This window comes from Methanobacterium spitsbergense (assembly GCF_019931065.1).
GTDB classification, from domain to species: domain Archaea; phylum Methanobacteriota; class Methanobacteria; order Methanobacteriales; family Methanobacteriaceae; genus Methanobacterium_B; species Methanobacterium_B spitsbergense.
Map to the genome: position 1 here is coordinate 263945 of NZ_JAIOUQ010000003.1, position 14558 is coordinate 278502.

Annotated in this window: 13 protein-coding genes, 1 tRNA gene and 1 other RNA gene; 9 read left to right on the top strand and 6 right to left on the bottom strand. The window is 34.4% G+C overall.

Going from position 1 to position 14558, the window contains the following annotated elements:
• The first annotated feature begins 94 nt into the window (after positions 1-94).
• The 6 genes from K8N75_RS02550 (at position 95) to hypF (ending at position 7029) form a co-directional block, all read left to right on the top strand.
• A complete protein-coding gene (locus K8N75_RS02550) occupies positions 95-1906 on the top strand; it encodes a DNA-directed DNA polymerase (protein ID WP_223790573.1) in 1812 nt (603 codons plus the stop codon).
• Positions 1903-2478 carry a cysteine hydrolase family protein gene (locus K8N75_RS02555; protein ID WP_223790574.1) on the top strand — a complete coding sequence of 192 codons (576 nt, stop codon included), beginning with the start codon at positions 1903-1905 and terminating at the stop codon, positions 2476-2478. Before K8N75_RS02550 ends, K8N75_RS02555 begins: the two co-directional genes overlap by 4 nt.
• 55 nt (positions 2479-2533) lie before the next feature.
• Complete coding sequence (locus K8N75_RS02560) at positions 2534-2995, top strand: GNAT family N-acetyltransferase (protein ID WP_223790575.1); 462 nt, start codon at positions 2534-2536, stop codon at positions 2993-2995.
• Between the two features lie 38 nt (positions 2996-3033).
• A complete protein-coding gene (locus K8N75_RS02565) occupies positions 3034-3711 on the top strand; it encodes a class I SAM-dependent methyltransferase (RefSeq protein WP_223790576.1) in 678 nt (225 codons plus the stop codon).
• 40 nt (positions 3712-3751) lie between these two features.
• Entirely contained in the window at positions 3752-4465 is a 714-nt protein-coding gene (locus tag K8N75_RS02570) for a 4Fe-4S double cluster binding domain-containing protein (protein WP_223790577.1), read from the top strand.
• Between the two features lie 248 nt (positions 4466-4713).
• On the top strand, positions 4714-7029 hold the full coding sequence (gene hypF, locus K8N75_RS02575) for a carbamoyltransferase HypF (protein WP_223790578.1): 2316 nt from the start codon (positions 4714-4716) through the stop codon (positions 7027-7029).
• Between the two features lie 131 nt (positions 7030-7160).
• Here the strand turns inward: hypF and K8N75_RS02580 are convergent, their stop codons facing one another.
• Positions 7161-7610, bottom strand: a complete 450-nt coding sequence (locus K8N75_RS02580; protein WP_048191816.1) for an ArsR/SmtB family transcription factor — start codon at positions 7608-7610, stop codon at positions 7161-7163.
• Positions 7611-7754: 144 nt separating this feature from the next.
• Here K8N75_RS02580 and grpE point away from each other — a divergent pair, with 144 nt between their 5' ends.
• From grpE to dnaJ, 3 genes are all read left to right on the top strand, one after another.
• Entirely contained in the window at positions 7755-8291 is a 537-nt protein-coding gene (gene grpE / locus K8N75_RS02585; protein WP_223790579.1) for a nucleotide exchange factor GrpE, read from the top strand.
• A gap of 53 nt (positions 8292-8344) precedes the next feature.
• A complete protein-coding gene (dnaK, locus tag K8N75_RS02590; RefSeq protein WP_223790580.1) occupies positions 8345-10204 on the top strand; it encodes a molecular chaperone DnaK in 1860 nt (619 codons plus the stop codon).
• Between the two features lie 232 nt (positions 10205-10436).
• The gene (gene dnaJ / locus K8N75_RS02595; protein WP_223790581.1) at positions 10437-11606 is read left to right on the top strand and encodes a molecular chaperone DnaJ; all 1170 of its coding nucleotides are present in this window, start codon (positions 10437-10439) and stop codon (positions 11604-11606) included.
• A 232-nt stretch (positions 11607-11838) separates the two neighbouring features.
• On the opposite strand, the gene K8N75_RS02600 is transcribed toward dnaJ, so the two are convergent.
• The 5 genes from K8N75_RS02600 to K8N75_RS02620 all read right to left on the bottom strand — a co-directional run bounded on the left by K8N75_RS02600 (position 11839) and on the right by K8N75_RS02620 (position 14552).
• Positions 11839-12528: a GAP family protein gene (locus K8N75_RS02600; RefSeq protein ID WP_223790582.1), complete on the bottom strand. Its 690-nt coding sequence runs from the start codon at positions 12526-12528 to the stop codon at positions 11839-11841.
• 203 nt (positions 12529-12731) lie between these two features.
• Positions 12732-13017: RNase P RNA component (gene rnpB, locus K8N75_RS02605), an RNA gene on the bottom strand.
• Between the two features lie 15 nt (positions 13018-13032).
• Positions 13033-13107, bottom strand: a tRNA-Met gene (locus tag K8N75_RS02610).
• 432 nt (positions 13108-13539) lie between these two features.
• Positions 13540-14133: a hypothetical protein gene (locus tag K8N75_RS02615; RefSeq protein ID WP_223790583.1), complete on the bottom strand. Its 594-nt coding sequence runs from the start codon at positions 14131-14133 to the stop codon at positions 13540-13542.
• Positions 14130-14552 (bottom strand): hypothetical protein, encoded by a 423-nt coding sequence (locus K8N75_RS02620; protein ID WP_223790584.1) that lies wholly within the window; start codon positions 14550-14552, stop codon positions 14130-14132. The genes K8N75_RS02615 and K8N75_RS02620 overlap by 4 nt, the downstream gene beginning before the upstream one ends.
• Positions 14553-14558 lie beyond the last annotated feature (6 nt).

A 14558-nucleotide genomic window follows, 5' to 3' on the forward strand; every position in this document is an offset into this window, starting at 1 on the left:
AATAATGCTCAGATCGAATATTTAGACCCAAACAGTACCACCCAATATCTGAATTTAACAACCTATATAACCTTCACACTATAAATAAAAGTTTATGGAGAGTAAAAGATTCGTGCTTCTGGATATAGATTACATAACAGAAGATGATAAGGCTGTTATCAGGATGTTCGGTAAAATTAAGGGAGATGATGAGGGTAAATCACTAATCGTCCTTGATAAGCATTTTAAACCATATATCTATGTTGTTCCCAATGACGAAGAGAAATGTATTGAAGATCTGAATGGGTTTGATGAAATTGAGATGGTTGGTTGGGCACGAAAAGGATATATGGGTGAAATTAAAGATTTTTTAAGGATTACACTCAATCATCCCCAAGATGTTCCTAAATTAAGAGATAAGATAAGAGATCTTGATTCTGTTAACAATATAATGGAACATGATATTCCATTTTATCGAAGGTATTTAATTGACAAGGCAATATTTCCTATGGCCGAAGTTGAGGTTGATGGACAATGTCTTGATGAAAATTCAATTAATTTCATGTGTGAAAGCGATGTTTGTGTTTTTGAAATGAATGGTGAGCCTAAGCCGATAAATTCAGAATTTCCGGAACTCAAAACATTAAGTTTTGATATAGAAGTGCGTAATCCCAAGGGAATGCCTCAGTCCGAGGAAGATCCAATTATAATGATTAGTCTTTCAAGTAATTATGGATTACAAAAGGTTCTTTCAACCAAGAAATCCCCTTTAAAATATGTTGAAACCCTTAAAACAGAAGCACATATGCTCCAAAGATTTGTTGAAATAATCAAATCAGAGAACCCTGACCTTTTAATTGGTTATAATTCTGATAACTTTGATATGCCCTACATTCGTGATAGAGCAGCCAAACTCAATGTAAAGTTGGGAATTGGAACAGATGGATCCGGTTTGAAGTTTATGAGACGAGGTTACACAAACTCTGCACTTGTAAAAGGGAGAATACACGTGGATCTTTATCTCTTAATGAGAAGGTATCTACAGCTAGATCGATATACCCTTGAAAGGGTTTACAGAGAGCTGTTTGGAGTGGAAAAGGAAGATGTTCCAGGGGATGAAATATTTGAGTACTGGGATAATGGTGGTGAAATGCTTGAAAAACTCTTCAAATATTCCCTTGATGATGCTGTAGCAGTCACAAAAATTGGAGAAAAAATGTTACCTTTGAGCATGGAATTTACTAGGATAGTTGGCCAACCATTCTTTGATATCGCCAGGATGGCAACAGGTCAGATGGTTGAATGGTATCTTATCAGGAAAGCTTATGAAATAGGAGATATGGTACCTAACAAACCTTCATCATCACAGTATTCTGAAAGAAGAGGGAAAAAAGCCGCAGGTGGTTATGTAAAAGACCCTGTAATGGGATTACATGAAAATATTGTTTCTTTCGATTTCAGGAGCCTATACCCCAGCATAATAATCTCTAAAAATGTTTCACCCGACACATTAGTTGATGAATGTGATATAAACAATTGTCATGTAGCACCTGAAGTAGGTCATAAGTTTCTAAAAGAACCTGTTGGCTTTGTTCCATCAATAATTGGAAATATTCTGAAAGAACGAGTACGAATTAAAACTCAAATGAACAATGCTGAGAATGCACGGGAAAAACAGGTATTAGATGTACAGCAACAAGCTCTTAAAAGATTAGCAAATTCCATGTATGGTGTTTATGGATATTCCAGATTTAGATGGTACAGAATAGAATGCGCAGAAGCTGTAACTGCTTGGGGAAGAGATTTTATTAAAAAAACAATGCTTCAAGCTAAAAAATATGGTTTTAAGGCCATTTATGCAGATACAGATGGGTTCTATGCCACATATATTCCAAAAGATGATATACATGATGATAAAGAAAATTGAGTGAAAATATGAAGAGGGCACTTCTGATAATCGATGTTCAAAATGAATATTTTACAGGAAAATTACCAATAAAGTACCATGATAATTCATTTAATAATATTTTAATTGCTATGGATATAGCAAAATTTCAAAAAATTCCAATTGTACTTATACAACATACCAATCCATCTGATGCTTCAACATTTGCCTTTGGAAGTGATGGATGGAACATTCAGAGCCAGATAGCTTCAAAACATCATGAGACATTAATTGAAAAGACCCTTCCCGGAAGTTTTACTAAAACTAATCTGGAAGACTGGTTGAAAAAACATGATATAGACAGTGTTACAATTACAGGTTATATGACCCAAATGTGTTGTGACACAACAGCAAGACAGGCATTTGATCTAGGATTTAACGTGGAATTTCTTTCTGATGCAACTGGAACATTAGATGTGTTCAATTATGCAGGATATGTCAGTGCAGAAGAACTACATCGTTCAATCTTGATTACACAAGCCATGAAGTTTAGTAAGGTTTTAAAAGTAGATGAATGGATAAAAACTCTTAAGAATAATAATACTAATTATTGATTTAAATGCTTCAATGAATTAATATTTAATAATGAGTTAATGGATATTTATCCCCATGATAAGCTATCTTGAAACTGATGAGACTGAACTTGACCTTATAAAAGACTTGTGGGAAAAACTTAACCATCACCATCAGTTAAGATCTAAGAACTTCCATCAAGATTATTTAAATATTCTTTTTGAGGACAGAAAGGATGAATTAATAAAAAAATCTAACAAAGGAAACTTAAGAATAGATTTAGCTTTAGAAAATACAATTAATAAGGTGGTAGGATATTGTATAAGTTCATTTTCATATGAAAACGGCGAAATTGACTCTATATATATAGAAGAAAAATTTCGCAAATTAGGTATTGGAGATACCCTTATGAAGCGTGCACTGAGCTGGATGGATTCAAATAATATAGAAAATAGACAAGTAAAAATATCTGTGGGTAATGATGTTGCAATAAAGTTTTACAATCAATATGGCTTCCATCCTAAACATGTCATTCTTAAACAATTGAAAAATGAATAATACTGAAGATGGTTAATTTAATTCTGGGATGATTCGAAATGGTTGATAAAAGTTTAAAATCTAAATTTGACAGAGGTGCTAAAAAATACGACGGACAAAGGCATCAAATCATTCCAAATTTGGATCAAATGTACAGTATCATGACAGAACTTGCAAGTTGTAAGATACCCGGACCTAAAATACTGGATCTTGGAGCAGGTACAGGACTCCTTACCAATTACATGTTAAAGAAGTATTCTCAAGGACATTTTACATTATTGGATATTTCAGATGAAATGCTAAATATAGCCAGAGAAAGATTTAAAGGAAATCCTAACTTTAAATTTATTAATGGCGATTACCTTGAAGCTGATTTTGTTGAAAAGTATGATATAGTGATATCCTCACTATCCATTCATCATCTTAAAGACCATTCAAAAAGGATTATTTATTCTAAAATATATGAAAGCCTCAATATTGGAGGTATCTTCCTAAATTTAGACCAAGTATATGCACCTAGTTTGGAAAATGAGGATATTTATCAAAGAAATTGGTTTGAAAAAATTGAGTTAAAATCATTATCCCCCAGTGAAAAAGAGATAATATTCGATAGGATGAAACATGACAGACCAGCAACTCTAGAAAATAATCTTAAATGGATAAAAAGCTGTGGTTTCATAAATGTGGATGTTTTTTACAAATATTACAACTTCTGCATTTTATATGGTAAAAAGTGAAAAAATTTGATTGTAAAAATGTTTTTGTGGAGGTAAAGAATTGTTTGAAGAAAAACTAGATGAATTTGCTAGAGAACTTGGAGCTGATTTTTATGGAGTTGCAGATTTAACTACAGCTGCAGATTTCATAAAAAAACAAGGAGGAAACAGTGTTACTGGTTATTCTACTGCAATTTCAGTAGGAATCAAATTATTAGATACTATTGTAAATGAACTCCCAAATAGATTTGAAAAATCTGTTGCTGTAAACTACAAACACCACACCTATGATATTATCAACATGCGCCTTGATCTTATAACATCACGTTTGAGCAGTACAATTCAAAATAAGGGATATAATGCTCTTCCGATTCCTGCATCTGAAAGATATGATAACGAACGGATTTGTGCAGTTTTTTCACATAAATTAGCAGCTAATATGGCAGGATTAGGTTGGATTGGTAAAAGTTGCCTTTTAATAACTCCCGAAGCTGGTCCCAGAGTAAGATGGTCAACAATACTTACAAATGCCCCAATTAACCCAACAGGAAAACCAGTTGAAAATCGTTGTGGCGAATGTACTGAATGTATTGAAACATGTCCTGTTTCAGCATTTACAGGAGAAATTTTCAATGCAGAAGATGATCGTGATGTTAGATACAATGCTAGAAAGTGTGAAAAATACTTTGAAATAATGGAAGACGCTGGTAAAATACCCGTTTGTGGTTTATGCATTTATAACTGTCCCTATGGTAGGGATAGTATCAAATTTTAATCCATAGTTTATAAATAAATGTAACTTTCCACTAAATATAGGATTAAGTTCAAATATCCTTAAAAACTATTTAATAATGTTAAAAACAGCTTAATATTCAAGATTCTTTTATTAATTACTGAAGATCTTTTGTATCCCATTATCTTGAATATATAAGAATGAAGAATTAAACAATTTATAAAATCTACTTAGGATTAAAAATATTATATCATTTTAAATCTTTGAAAGAGACTTTCAGGGGTGTGAATTTGGAAAAAGCCAGAATATTTGTGCAGGGAATAGTTCAGGGAGTTGGGTTCAGACCCACAGTGTACAGGATAGCTCATAAAATGCAAATTAATGGATATGTACGTAACATGGGGAATATTGTCGAAATTATTGTTGAAGGATCTGAGCATGAAATTAACGCGTTTATTAATAATTTAAAAGAAAATAAACCCCCAATATCTGAAATAACCTCTCTTGAAATAGAATGGTTAGAACATGATGTTCAATCTGAATTCAACGATTTTGTAATTCTTGAAAGTTTAGAAAACTTCTCTGGTTCCTCTGTTATACCACCAGACATTGCAACGTGCGACAACTGCATGGAAGAAGTATTTAATAATTTAGACAGGAGACAAAAATATCCATTCATTGCATGTACAGACTGTGGCCCACGTTTCACTGTTATAAGTTCAATTCCATACGATCGTATTCGTACTTCCATGAGTGATTTTCCACTCTGTGAAGATTGTACAGTAGAATACACTGATCCTGAAGATCGCAGATACCATGCAGAAGCAACTTGTTGTCCAGTTTGTGGACCTGAAGTATTTTTATACAAAGAAGAAATGATTAAATGTGATAATCCTGTGAAAGAAGCGTCCAAATTAATTGATGAGGGAAATATTCTCGCTGTGAAAGGTATTGGAGGCACTCACCTGGTTGTTAAAACAACTGAAGACAGCCCTGTTGAAGAACTTAGAAAAAGGCTTGGAAGATATAACCAACCATTTGCTTGTATGTCTCCAGATTTAGATACCATAAAAACCTTTGCAAAGGTTTCAGACAATGAACAAACTACCTTAACATCCAGAAGACGGCCCATTGTAGTTTTAAATAAAAATAATAATTACTTTCTCTCACCTTCGGTATCACCTGTTCTTCATAATCTCGGTGTGATGCTTCCTTACTCTGCACTACACCACTTACTTTTTACCTACACTAATGAGCCAGCATATGTAATGACCTCTGCCAATATCCCTGGAGAACCCATGCTCATTGATAATAATGAGATAATATCAAAACTTGATGGAATAGCTGACTATTACCTCCTACACAACCGTAAAATAGTTAACAGGTGTGATGACTCTGTTGTCAGATTTAGGGGAGATGATATGGCATTTATAAGACGTTCACGAGGTTATGTTCCTGAACCATATGATTTTACTAAAATAGCTTCTGATTTAAATGTACTTGCACTCGGCCCAGAAATAGATGTTACATTCTCACTTCTTAAAGAGGGTAAATGCTATGTCTCCCAGCACATAGGAGACACAACTAAGTATGAAACATTTAGATATTTAGAAAACTCTGTAGATCATATGATGAATATTACCAAGACTGAATCTGTTGATGTAGTTGCATGTGATCTACATCCAATGTTCTTCACCACTAAACTTGCGGAGAAAATGGGTAAAGATCTTGGATCTGAAATTTTAAAGGTACAACACCACCACGCCCATGCTGCAGCCCTATGTGTTGACAATGAAGTTGATGAACTCATATGCATAGCAGCAGACGGTGTAGGCTACGGTAATGATGGAAATGCTTGGGGAGGTGAAATTCTCCTATCACATGGATCTAATTACAAAAGGCTGGGCAGTCTAATGCAACAGAACATGGCTGGTGGTGATTTAACAACCAAATATCCTGCAAGAATGGTCATGTCAATGTTGTTTAAACACATTCCTATTGATGATCTAGTGGATCTAATGAAAACAAAATACATAGAATACTTCAAACATGGCAACATTGAAGTGGATCTCGTTGCAAAACAGCTTCAACAGAATTTTAATACAAGTATCACTACAAGTACAGGCAGAGTTCTTGATTCCATATCCACTATACTGGGTATTTGTGGAAAAAGAACTTATGAAGGCGAATGTGCTATGAAACTCGAATCTGCTGCGTATTATGGTAAAGATACACTTGAAATTCCAATTGAAATTGATAAAAGCCCTATTAATGGAATGGAAACTCTAAATACATCCAAAATTTTATTTTCAGTTTTAGAAATGAAACAAAATGGGGAAAAAATAGCCAATATAGCAGTTGCTGCACAGAAAGCTTTAGCCCTTGGGCTTGCAGAAATGGCTATGAATGCAGCTGATAAAACCGGAGTCAAAATTATAGGTGGTTCTGGAGGAGTTTTCTATAATGAGGCCATAAGTGTTACAGTGAAGAATGCGGTTGAATCTGCAGGTTATAACTTTGTACAACATAAGAATACTTGTGCCGGTGATGGTTCTGTATCAATTGGGCAAGCAGCAATTGCGGCCTGGAAATCAAAGGGAATTTAAAAATTATATTTAAAATAAAAAATTTCATTACTAAAATTTACTTATTTGAATGATTAAGTTAGGGTAACTGATAAGGAAATTGTTTTAACTATAACTTATTAAAATTCTTTTATTGTATTTTTTTGAGGTGTTCATTGGGATGTTTTATCTTTCTGTACTTCAAGATCACTTAAAAGTTTTTCTGCATGTTTTTTTGCATTATCATATTTTTTAATAAGTTTTTGAAGTTCTTCTGTTACTTCTGTTTCACCCATGTGAATTCTGCCCTCTAGTGTGTGTAGCTCTGAGAATTCCTGACCTATAACGTTCATCTTAATTGCACCAGGACCTATAAAAATCTGTATTTGAATGTCCTGAGATATGTCATAGTACTTCCTAGGCCTACCCCTTTCTATTTTTTGGAATGAAGAACTGAGTAACCCTAATTCTTCCATTGCCCTCAGATGTTCTATTATGGCCTTCTGTCCAACTTCAAGTTCCTTCGATATTTCACTCACAAATCTGGGCTCGTCAGTTAAAAGATTTATGATATCCCTTCGGGTTTTACAGCCCATCACATCAAGTATTGCTTCTAAATCCATGTTATTCCACTTGTTGATTTTATGATCTTTATGATGTTATAATTTGTACTTATTTAACTAGTTGTGCGAAAGATTTATATAACCTTTTGTAACTATAATAGTTAAAGGTTACTGTTCTTTTTATACCATATAAAAGGTGAATGAATGAATGATAAACAAGAATTAGAGAAGTTAAAAAAGGATCTGGCCCATCTGGAAACTGATATCCATGAAAAAACCAAGGAAAATCAGGAAAAAGATGATGAAATTCAGAATCTAAAGGATAAAGTAGATGATTACCACTCTCAGGCACTGAGGCTACAGGCTGACTTCGATAACTACAAAAAACGATCAGAAAAAGAGATTAAAGACTATGTTAAATACGCAAATGAAGGACTGATTCTTAAGGTTATAGATGTATATGAAGACCTTGAAAGGGCTTTAAAAGCAGATAAATCACATGACCTTAAAGAAGGTGTAGAAATGATACATAAAAAACTCGAAGATGTACTCAAAGGAGAAGGTCTCTGCGAGATAGTTGCATCAGGAGAAAAATTCGACCCTTATAAACATGAAGCCCTCATGGTAGAAGACAATGAGAATTATGATGAAGGAACAGTTATAGAAGAGCTTGGTAAGGGCTATACCCTTGATTCCAAGGTAATTAAATATTCAATGGTTAAAGTGTGTAAAAAGAAGTAACCTTAATCTTATAAATTTAAAAATGACGTGTATTAATAAAAGAGGTGAATATTATGGCAAAGAAAGAGAAAATAATTGGTATAGATCTGGGTACAAGTAACTCAGCAGCAGCAGCACTAATTGGTGGTAAAGCAACCATAATTCCTAGTGCAGAAGGTGCAACACAATATGGTAAAGCATTTCCAAGTTATGTGGCTTTCACTAAAGATGGAGAACGTCTTGTTGGTGAACCTGCAAGAAGACAGGCAGTAACAAATCCAGAACACACTATTAGCGCCATAAAAAGAAGTATGGGAACAGATTACAAAGTCAACATCCTAGGTAAAGAATACACCCCACAGGAAATATCAGCTTTCATACTACAAAAAATTAAAAAAGATGCAGAGGCATTTTTAGGAGAGGAAGTAAACAAAGCCGTAATCACTGTACCTGCATATTTCAATGATAATCAAAGAACAGCTACTAAAGATGCAGGAACGATAGCTGGTCTTGAAGTTGTACGTCTTGTTAACGAACCAACAGCAGCCAGCCTTGCATATGGTATAGACAAAGAAGCTGAAGAGGAATTAGAGATACTAGTATTCGATTTCGGTGGTGGAACACTGGATGTCACTGTTATGGACTTCGGAGGAGGAGTATTTGAAGTAAGATCAACCAGTGGTGATACTAGTCTTGGTGGAACTGATATGGACAACTCCATAATGAAGCACTTAGCTGAAGAGTTCAAACGTGACACTGGGGTTGACTTAATGATGGATGATCAAGCAGTTCAGAGGCTAAGGGAAGCATCAGAAAAAGCTAAAATAGAACTTTCAACAACCTTAACAAGTGATATAAATCTACCATTCATTACTGCAACTGCAGAGGGTCCTAAACACCTTACTGCAACTCTTACAAGGGCCAAACTTGAAGAACTTGTTGATCCTATCATTAAAAAATGTTCAGGACCATTGGAACAGGCAATTAAAGACGCTAAAATGAGTAAATCAGACATAAACAAAATCATACTCGTTGGAGGACCTACAAGGATGCCTGTTGTACAGAAATTTGTCGAAAAATTCATTGGAAAACCTGCAGAAAGTGGAATAGACCCAATGGAATGTGTTGCAATGGGAGCAGCTATTCAGGGTGGAGTTATGGCTGGTGAAATCAAAGATCTAGTACTACTCGATGTAACACCGCTATCTCTAGGTATTGAAACTCTTGGAGGAGTTTTCACCCAGCTCATTGAAAGGAATACCACCATACCAACTAAGAAAAGTCAAGTTTTCACAACTGCAGCTGACAGTCAACCTTCTGTGGACATACATGTGCTTCAGGGTGAAAGGCCAATGGCAGCTGACAATTCAACACTCGGCAGATTCCAACTCGTTGGAATACCACCTGCTCCAAGAGGAATCCCACAAATTGAGGTTTCATTTGATATAGATGCTAATGGAATTATTAATGTATCTGCAAAGGATATGGGAACAGGTAAAGAACAAAGAATTACAATAACAGCACCAAACAAGCTCTCAAAAGAAGAAATCGAAAGAAAAGTTAAAGAAGCAGAGCAGCATGCAGAAGAAGACAAAAAACGTCAAGAAGAGATTGAAATTAGAAACAATGCAGACTCAATGATATACACATCAGGAAAAACCTTAGAAGAACTGGGCGACAAAGTAGATGCAGACAAAAAATCCAAAATTGAAGGTCTAATAAAAGAACTCAGGGAACTTATTGCAGGTGATGATCTAGATTCAATTAAATCTAAGACAGATGAACTAACCAAGATCGTTCAGGAGATAGGAGCTGCAATTTATCAAGAAGCACAACAAGCACAACAGGAAGCTCAAGGTGAATCAGAAGAAACTCAAAAGGATAACAAAGACAACGACGAAACAATAGATGCAGACTACGAAGTAAAAAAATAAGTTAAATATTTAGAGTCAGGAATTTTATTTCCTGCTCTATTAATTATTTTCATCTAAAGAATCTTAGAATATTACTAAATTAATTCATATTATGTGATCATAAAAATTTTAATATTGATGATGACATCAATTAAATAGTTTCAGTATAATAATTTAAATCTCATACTTATATTCATATAAAAATTTCATGTTGATCAATGAGTGATCAAAATTAATTGAGGGTAAGATTATAATGGCAGAAAAGCGTGATTACTACGAAGTCCTTGGAGTGGATAAGGGCGCAGACAAAAAAGATATTAAAAAGGCTTATCGTAAACTAGCGATGAAGTACCATCCTGATGTAAGCGAAGACAAAGAGTCAGGTGAAAAATTTAAAGAAATTAGCGAAGCTTATGCAATACTTTCTGATACAGAAAAAAGACAGACCTATGATCAATATGGACATGCAGGAATGAATGGATTCTCGCAGGAAGATATATACAACAATGTTAACTTCGATGACATATTCAGAGGATTTGGATTTGGTGGAGGTCAAGGAGGAAATCGCAGTGGAGGCGGTTTTGAAAGTATTTTTGACCTATTTGGATTTGGTGGGAACACTAGAAATGGACCAAGCCAAGGTGAAGATGTATACTATGAAATGAACATTACCCTTGAAGAAGCAGCATTGGGCCTTGAAAAAGACATAGAAGTACCCCATAAGAAGACATGCCCACACTGTCAGGGAACAAAAGCAGAACCTGGTACAGACACCAGAACATGCCCTGAATGTGGTGGTTCTGGACAGGTTCGCCAGGTCAGCAACACCCCATTAGGTCAGTTTGCAACAGTACGCCCATGTAGAACATGTAGAGGAGAAGGACAGATTATTGACACACCTTGTACTGAATGTCATGGAAAAGGAATAGTTAAACATAAAAGTACCATCCATATTAAAATACCTCCAGGCGTGGAAGATGGCAGTCGCTTACGTGTACCCGGTGAAGGAGATGTTGGAAAACGAGGAGGACCTCCTGGCGATCTTTATGTTATGATAGGTGTGAAAAAACATCAGTTATTCCAAAGAGAAGGATCAGACCTCACATATAATATGCCAATAAGCTTTGTACAGGCTTCGTTAGGAGATACTGTTGAAGCACCCACCTTAACAGGGGCCGTTGATCTTAAAATACCTGCAGGAACACAGACTGGAACATCATTCAGAATACGGGGTGAAGGAATGCCACATCTTCGTTGGAATGGTAAAGGTAATCTTTACGTCAAGGTTAAGATAGTTACTCCAAAGAAACTTAGCCCAAAACAAAAGGAACTTCTTGCAGAATTTGCTGATGTAAGTGGTGAAGAAATATATGCTGAGGATAAAGGTTTTTTTGAAAAAGTAAAGGAAGTTATTAATCACTGATAACTTTTCAAACATTTTATTTAAACATTAAATTTTCTATTTTTTCACTTGTAAAATACAATCAATTAAATCAATGCTAGCTACATGAAAACTCTATTGTAAATATTAATTCATTTATTTTATTTTAGAATACTGCTTTTATATTGATTGAGTTAGATCCATGACACATTGCAGATCATTATGTCCCCATGTGTTGGAATAAATGTTGAGATTTCAATTAATTGACTGAAATTTAAATAATTCCTAATTTAAATAATCCCACCCATACAAGGTAAACACCAATTACGATTAGAACTACTCCCATTAGATAATGCCCATTTCTTTGCATCCATTTGTTAACTTTTGACAGAATTTTATTGGCCTTTTCTGGAAATAAAAGATATATTCCAAGAGGTACTTCACAAACCATCAAGGTTATGAATGTTAAAATTATCACAATAATTAATTTTCCAATTGGATCAACCAATGATACTCCAATTTCTTTGCCAGCTTCAAGAATAATTATGGTAGTTGAGAAGTTTATTAAAAACATTCCAAAACCAAATGATAATCCTTCAATAAATAATATTAAATTTGATGATTCTTTACCAATTCCTTGAAAACGTTTTTTTGGAGCATTTTGAGGTTGAAAAATTCTTTTTATACCAAATAATAACAGAATAATACCCAATAAAACATCAATTCCTGCTAATATTGGATCAGGTGTTGGAGATGTTGAAGTTACTCCTGCACTTAGAAGTATTCCAAGAATAACAACTATTAAAATCAAAATGATTGCACCAAAATAATATCCAAAACCTTGGAGTTTTGGTCTTTTAGAAATTGATAAAAGGAGTATTATCCCCATTAATGCCGTAGGACTAACAGCTGCACCTAATGCAAGTGGTATAATCTGTGTTAGAAGCGTTAAGAATGATGACATAATTTAACCGTTTTTAATCAATATTCTTAATTATTTTTTTAAATTTAATATTATAAATGTTTATTTCAACAATTCATTTATAATATTGTAGTAATCTTGATTTTTGATAGTTCATCAACTTATATTAAGATCTTGAAAAATTAAATGAAAATTTGTCTTATCGAATTAATTAATTCAAAAAAAAGCAAAAAATTAATTAAATGACATGCCGAGAGTAACCCACCTTCTGTTTAAGCAGCATTCATCTATGCGGATTACCTCTACTTCGTACAGGACTCATAAGTAGTATTTACCCTTGCATCCCGTGGAATGGCCGTCTCACCGTTCCTTCTGATGTCATCAGCTTCGCATCATGTTCATTCATCAGAAGACGTGTCGTTTCTGCTCCATGGTCCCGCTTCTCAGCGTATGCCTTCTGACACCACGGTTCTGTATGATGGATGGAGTTTCCTCAGTTTACGAAAAACCGTTAGCTGCCCTTCGGCTTGCCATTTAAAAATAAAATAGCGGGGCCTAGATTTGAACTAGGGCTCTCGGGGTTATGAGCCCCGCGGGATCACCAGACTACCCCACCCCGCTGTACTATGACTGTTTACTCCTTACAGCATATAAAGTTTTGCATTGAATATTTCCGATTGAACATCTAATTTAACAGTTTCCATTAATTTAACTAAGTTGCTTGATTTAATATAATACATATTATCTTCTTTATCAAGATGATAACATGTAACAGTGATTATGGATGCGTAACTATCAGATCAAGAACTTCATTTTAGGAAGTGTTATCGTAGTAATTTAAAATATTTAGGAAAGAAAAACTACATGATTTGATACAAATATTTAGTTATATTTAAAATTGTTTTTTGACCCATTAAAACGATAATCCTGTTCATAACCATCATTCAGCATAAAATTCTTAATATTTCTATAAAAAATATAAAAAAAATGGTAATTTATATTTAGTTTATAACTTAAGCTTAAATTAAATAATCAGTATATTTGGTTATTGGATTATTCTTCAATATTTTCGAGTTTATCTAGCCTTTCCTCAATTTTTTCTAGTTTTTTATTGGTGTATCCTCTGTATTCATTGAATCTGCTGTCAAGTTCTCCTAAATCTCTAGACACTTTACTGTACCTTTTTTCGAGATCAACAACATCATTCTTGGTTGCAAGTTCCCAATCTTTAATTAGCTGATCACTTTTATCATCCAAAAATAACTCTATCTTACTTGAGAGTAAATCTGTGCTCTTTGGAACACCTTTAACAGTTCCTTTTATTTTTTCACTCACGCCAGCCATTCTTTCACTGACTCCGTCAATCATACTGCCCTCAATTGTTACTTTTTCACTTGCTCCAGAAACTGCTGAACGAGCTTTCTCTCCCATTCCTGACATCTTATCACCAATTCCATTTCCATTTCCATCTATATTTTCATTTTCATCGGCTCCAGAAACTGCTGAACGAGCTTTTTCTCCTGTTTCATTTATTACAGAACGTGCCCTGGAAAATGATGGATTTCTGGTATCTTGCAGATAGTAATAAAGCAAAATTACAATTGCCCCTGCAAGTATGAGTACCGCAAGTAATTCCAATGGGGTCATTTACGTTTTCCCTCCTTAACTTTACCTGTTTTCTTTTCAAGTTCTTCTTCCTTCTTTTCTATATCCATTAGTAGTTTTTGGAGTTTTGCATATTCTGTTTTAGCTTCAAGACGATTAACCCTCTCGTTTATCTCACTATGGAGATATCCTGCTTTATGCATGAGATCTGAGGTTGTTTCCCTAATATTGGTCAATTTTTCTTGCTGATCTTTTGGAAGAACGATATCGCTCATCATACGCTTAGATTCAAGGTCACGTTCCACCAACTCTATCTTTTTGAGTTCAGCTTGTTTTGTAAGAAATTCAACATTTGTCTGAGCTTCTCTAACTCTTCTCCATTGCATAAGTGCAACTATAAGTCCAACAACCACTATGGCCGCTATTACTATATAAAATACATTTTGATCAATTGCTACCATATTATT

What these genes read in the sequence shown, in the direction of transcription:
- K8N75_RS02615 (WP_223790583.1), bottom strand. Translation starts at nt 14,133, where the DNA reads ATGACCCCATTGGAATTACTTGCGGTACTCATACTTGCAGGGGCAATT.
- K8N75_RS02565 (WP_223790576.1), top strand. Translation starts at nt 3,034, where the DNA reads ATGGTTGATAAAAGTTTAAAATCTAAATTTGACAGAGGTGCTAAAAAA.
- dnaJ (WP_223790581.1), top strand. Translation starts at nt 10,437, where the DNA reads ATGGCAGAAAAGCGTGATTACTACGAAGTCCTTGGAGTGGATAAGGGC.
- K8N75_RS02560 (WP_223790575.1), top strand. Translation starts at nt 2,534, where the DNA reads ATGATAAGCTATCTTGAAACTGATGAGACTGAACTTGACCTTATAAAA.
- K8N75_RS02550 (WP_223790573.1), top strand. Translation starts at nt 95, where the DNA reads ATGGAGAGTAAAAGATTCGTGCTTCTGGATATAGATTACATAACAGAA.
- K8N75_RS02620 (WP_223790584.1), bottom strand. Translation starts at nt 14,552, where the DNA reads ATGGTAGCAATTGATCAAAATGTATTTTATATAGTAATAGCGGCCATA.
- grpE (WP_223790579.1), top strand. Translation starts at nt 7,755, where the DNA reads ATGAATGATAAACAAGAATTAGAGAAGTTAAAAAAGGATCTGGCCCAT.
- dnaK (WP_223790580.1), top strand. Translation starts at nt 8,345, where the DNA reads ATGGCAAAGAAAGAGAAAATAATTGGTATAGATCTGGGTACAAGTAAC.
- K8N75_RS02580 (WP_048191816.1), bottom strand. Translation starts at nt 7,610, where the DNA reads ATGGATTTAGAAGCAATACTTGATGTGATGGGCTGTAAAACCCGAAGG.
- K8N75_RS02600 (WP_223790582.1), bottom strand. Translation starts at nt 12,528, where the DNA reads ATGTCATCATTCTTAACGCTTCTAACACAGATTATACCACTTGCATTA.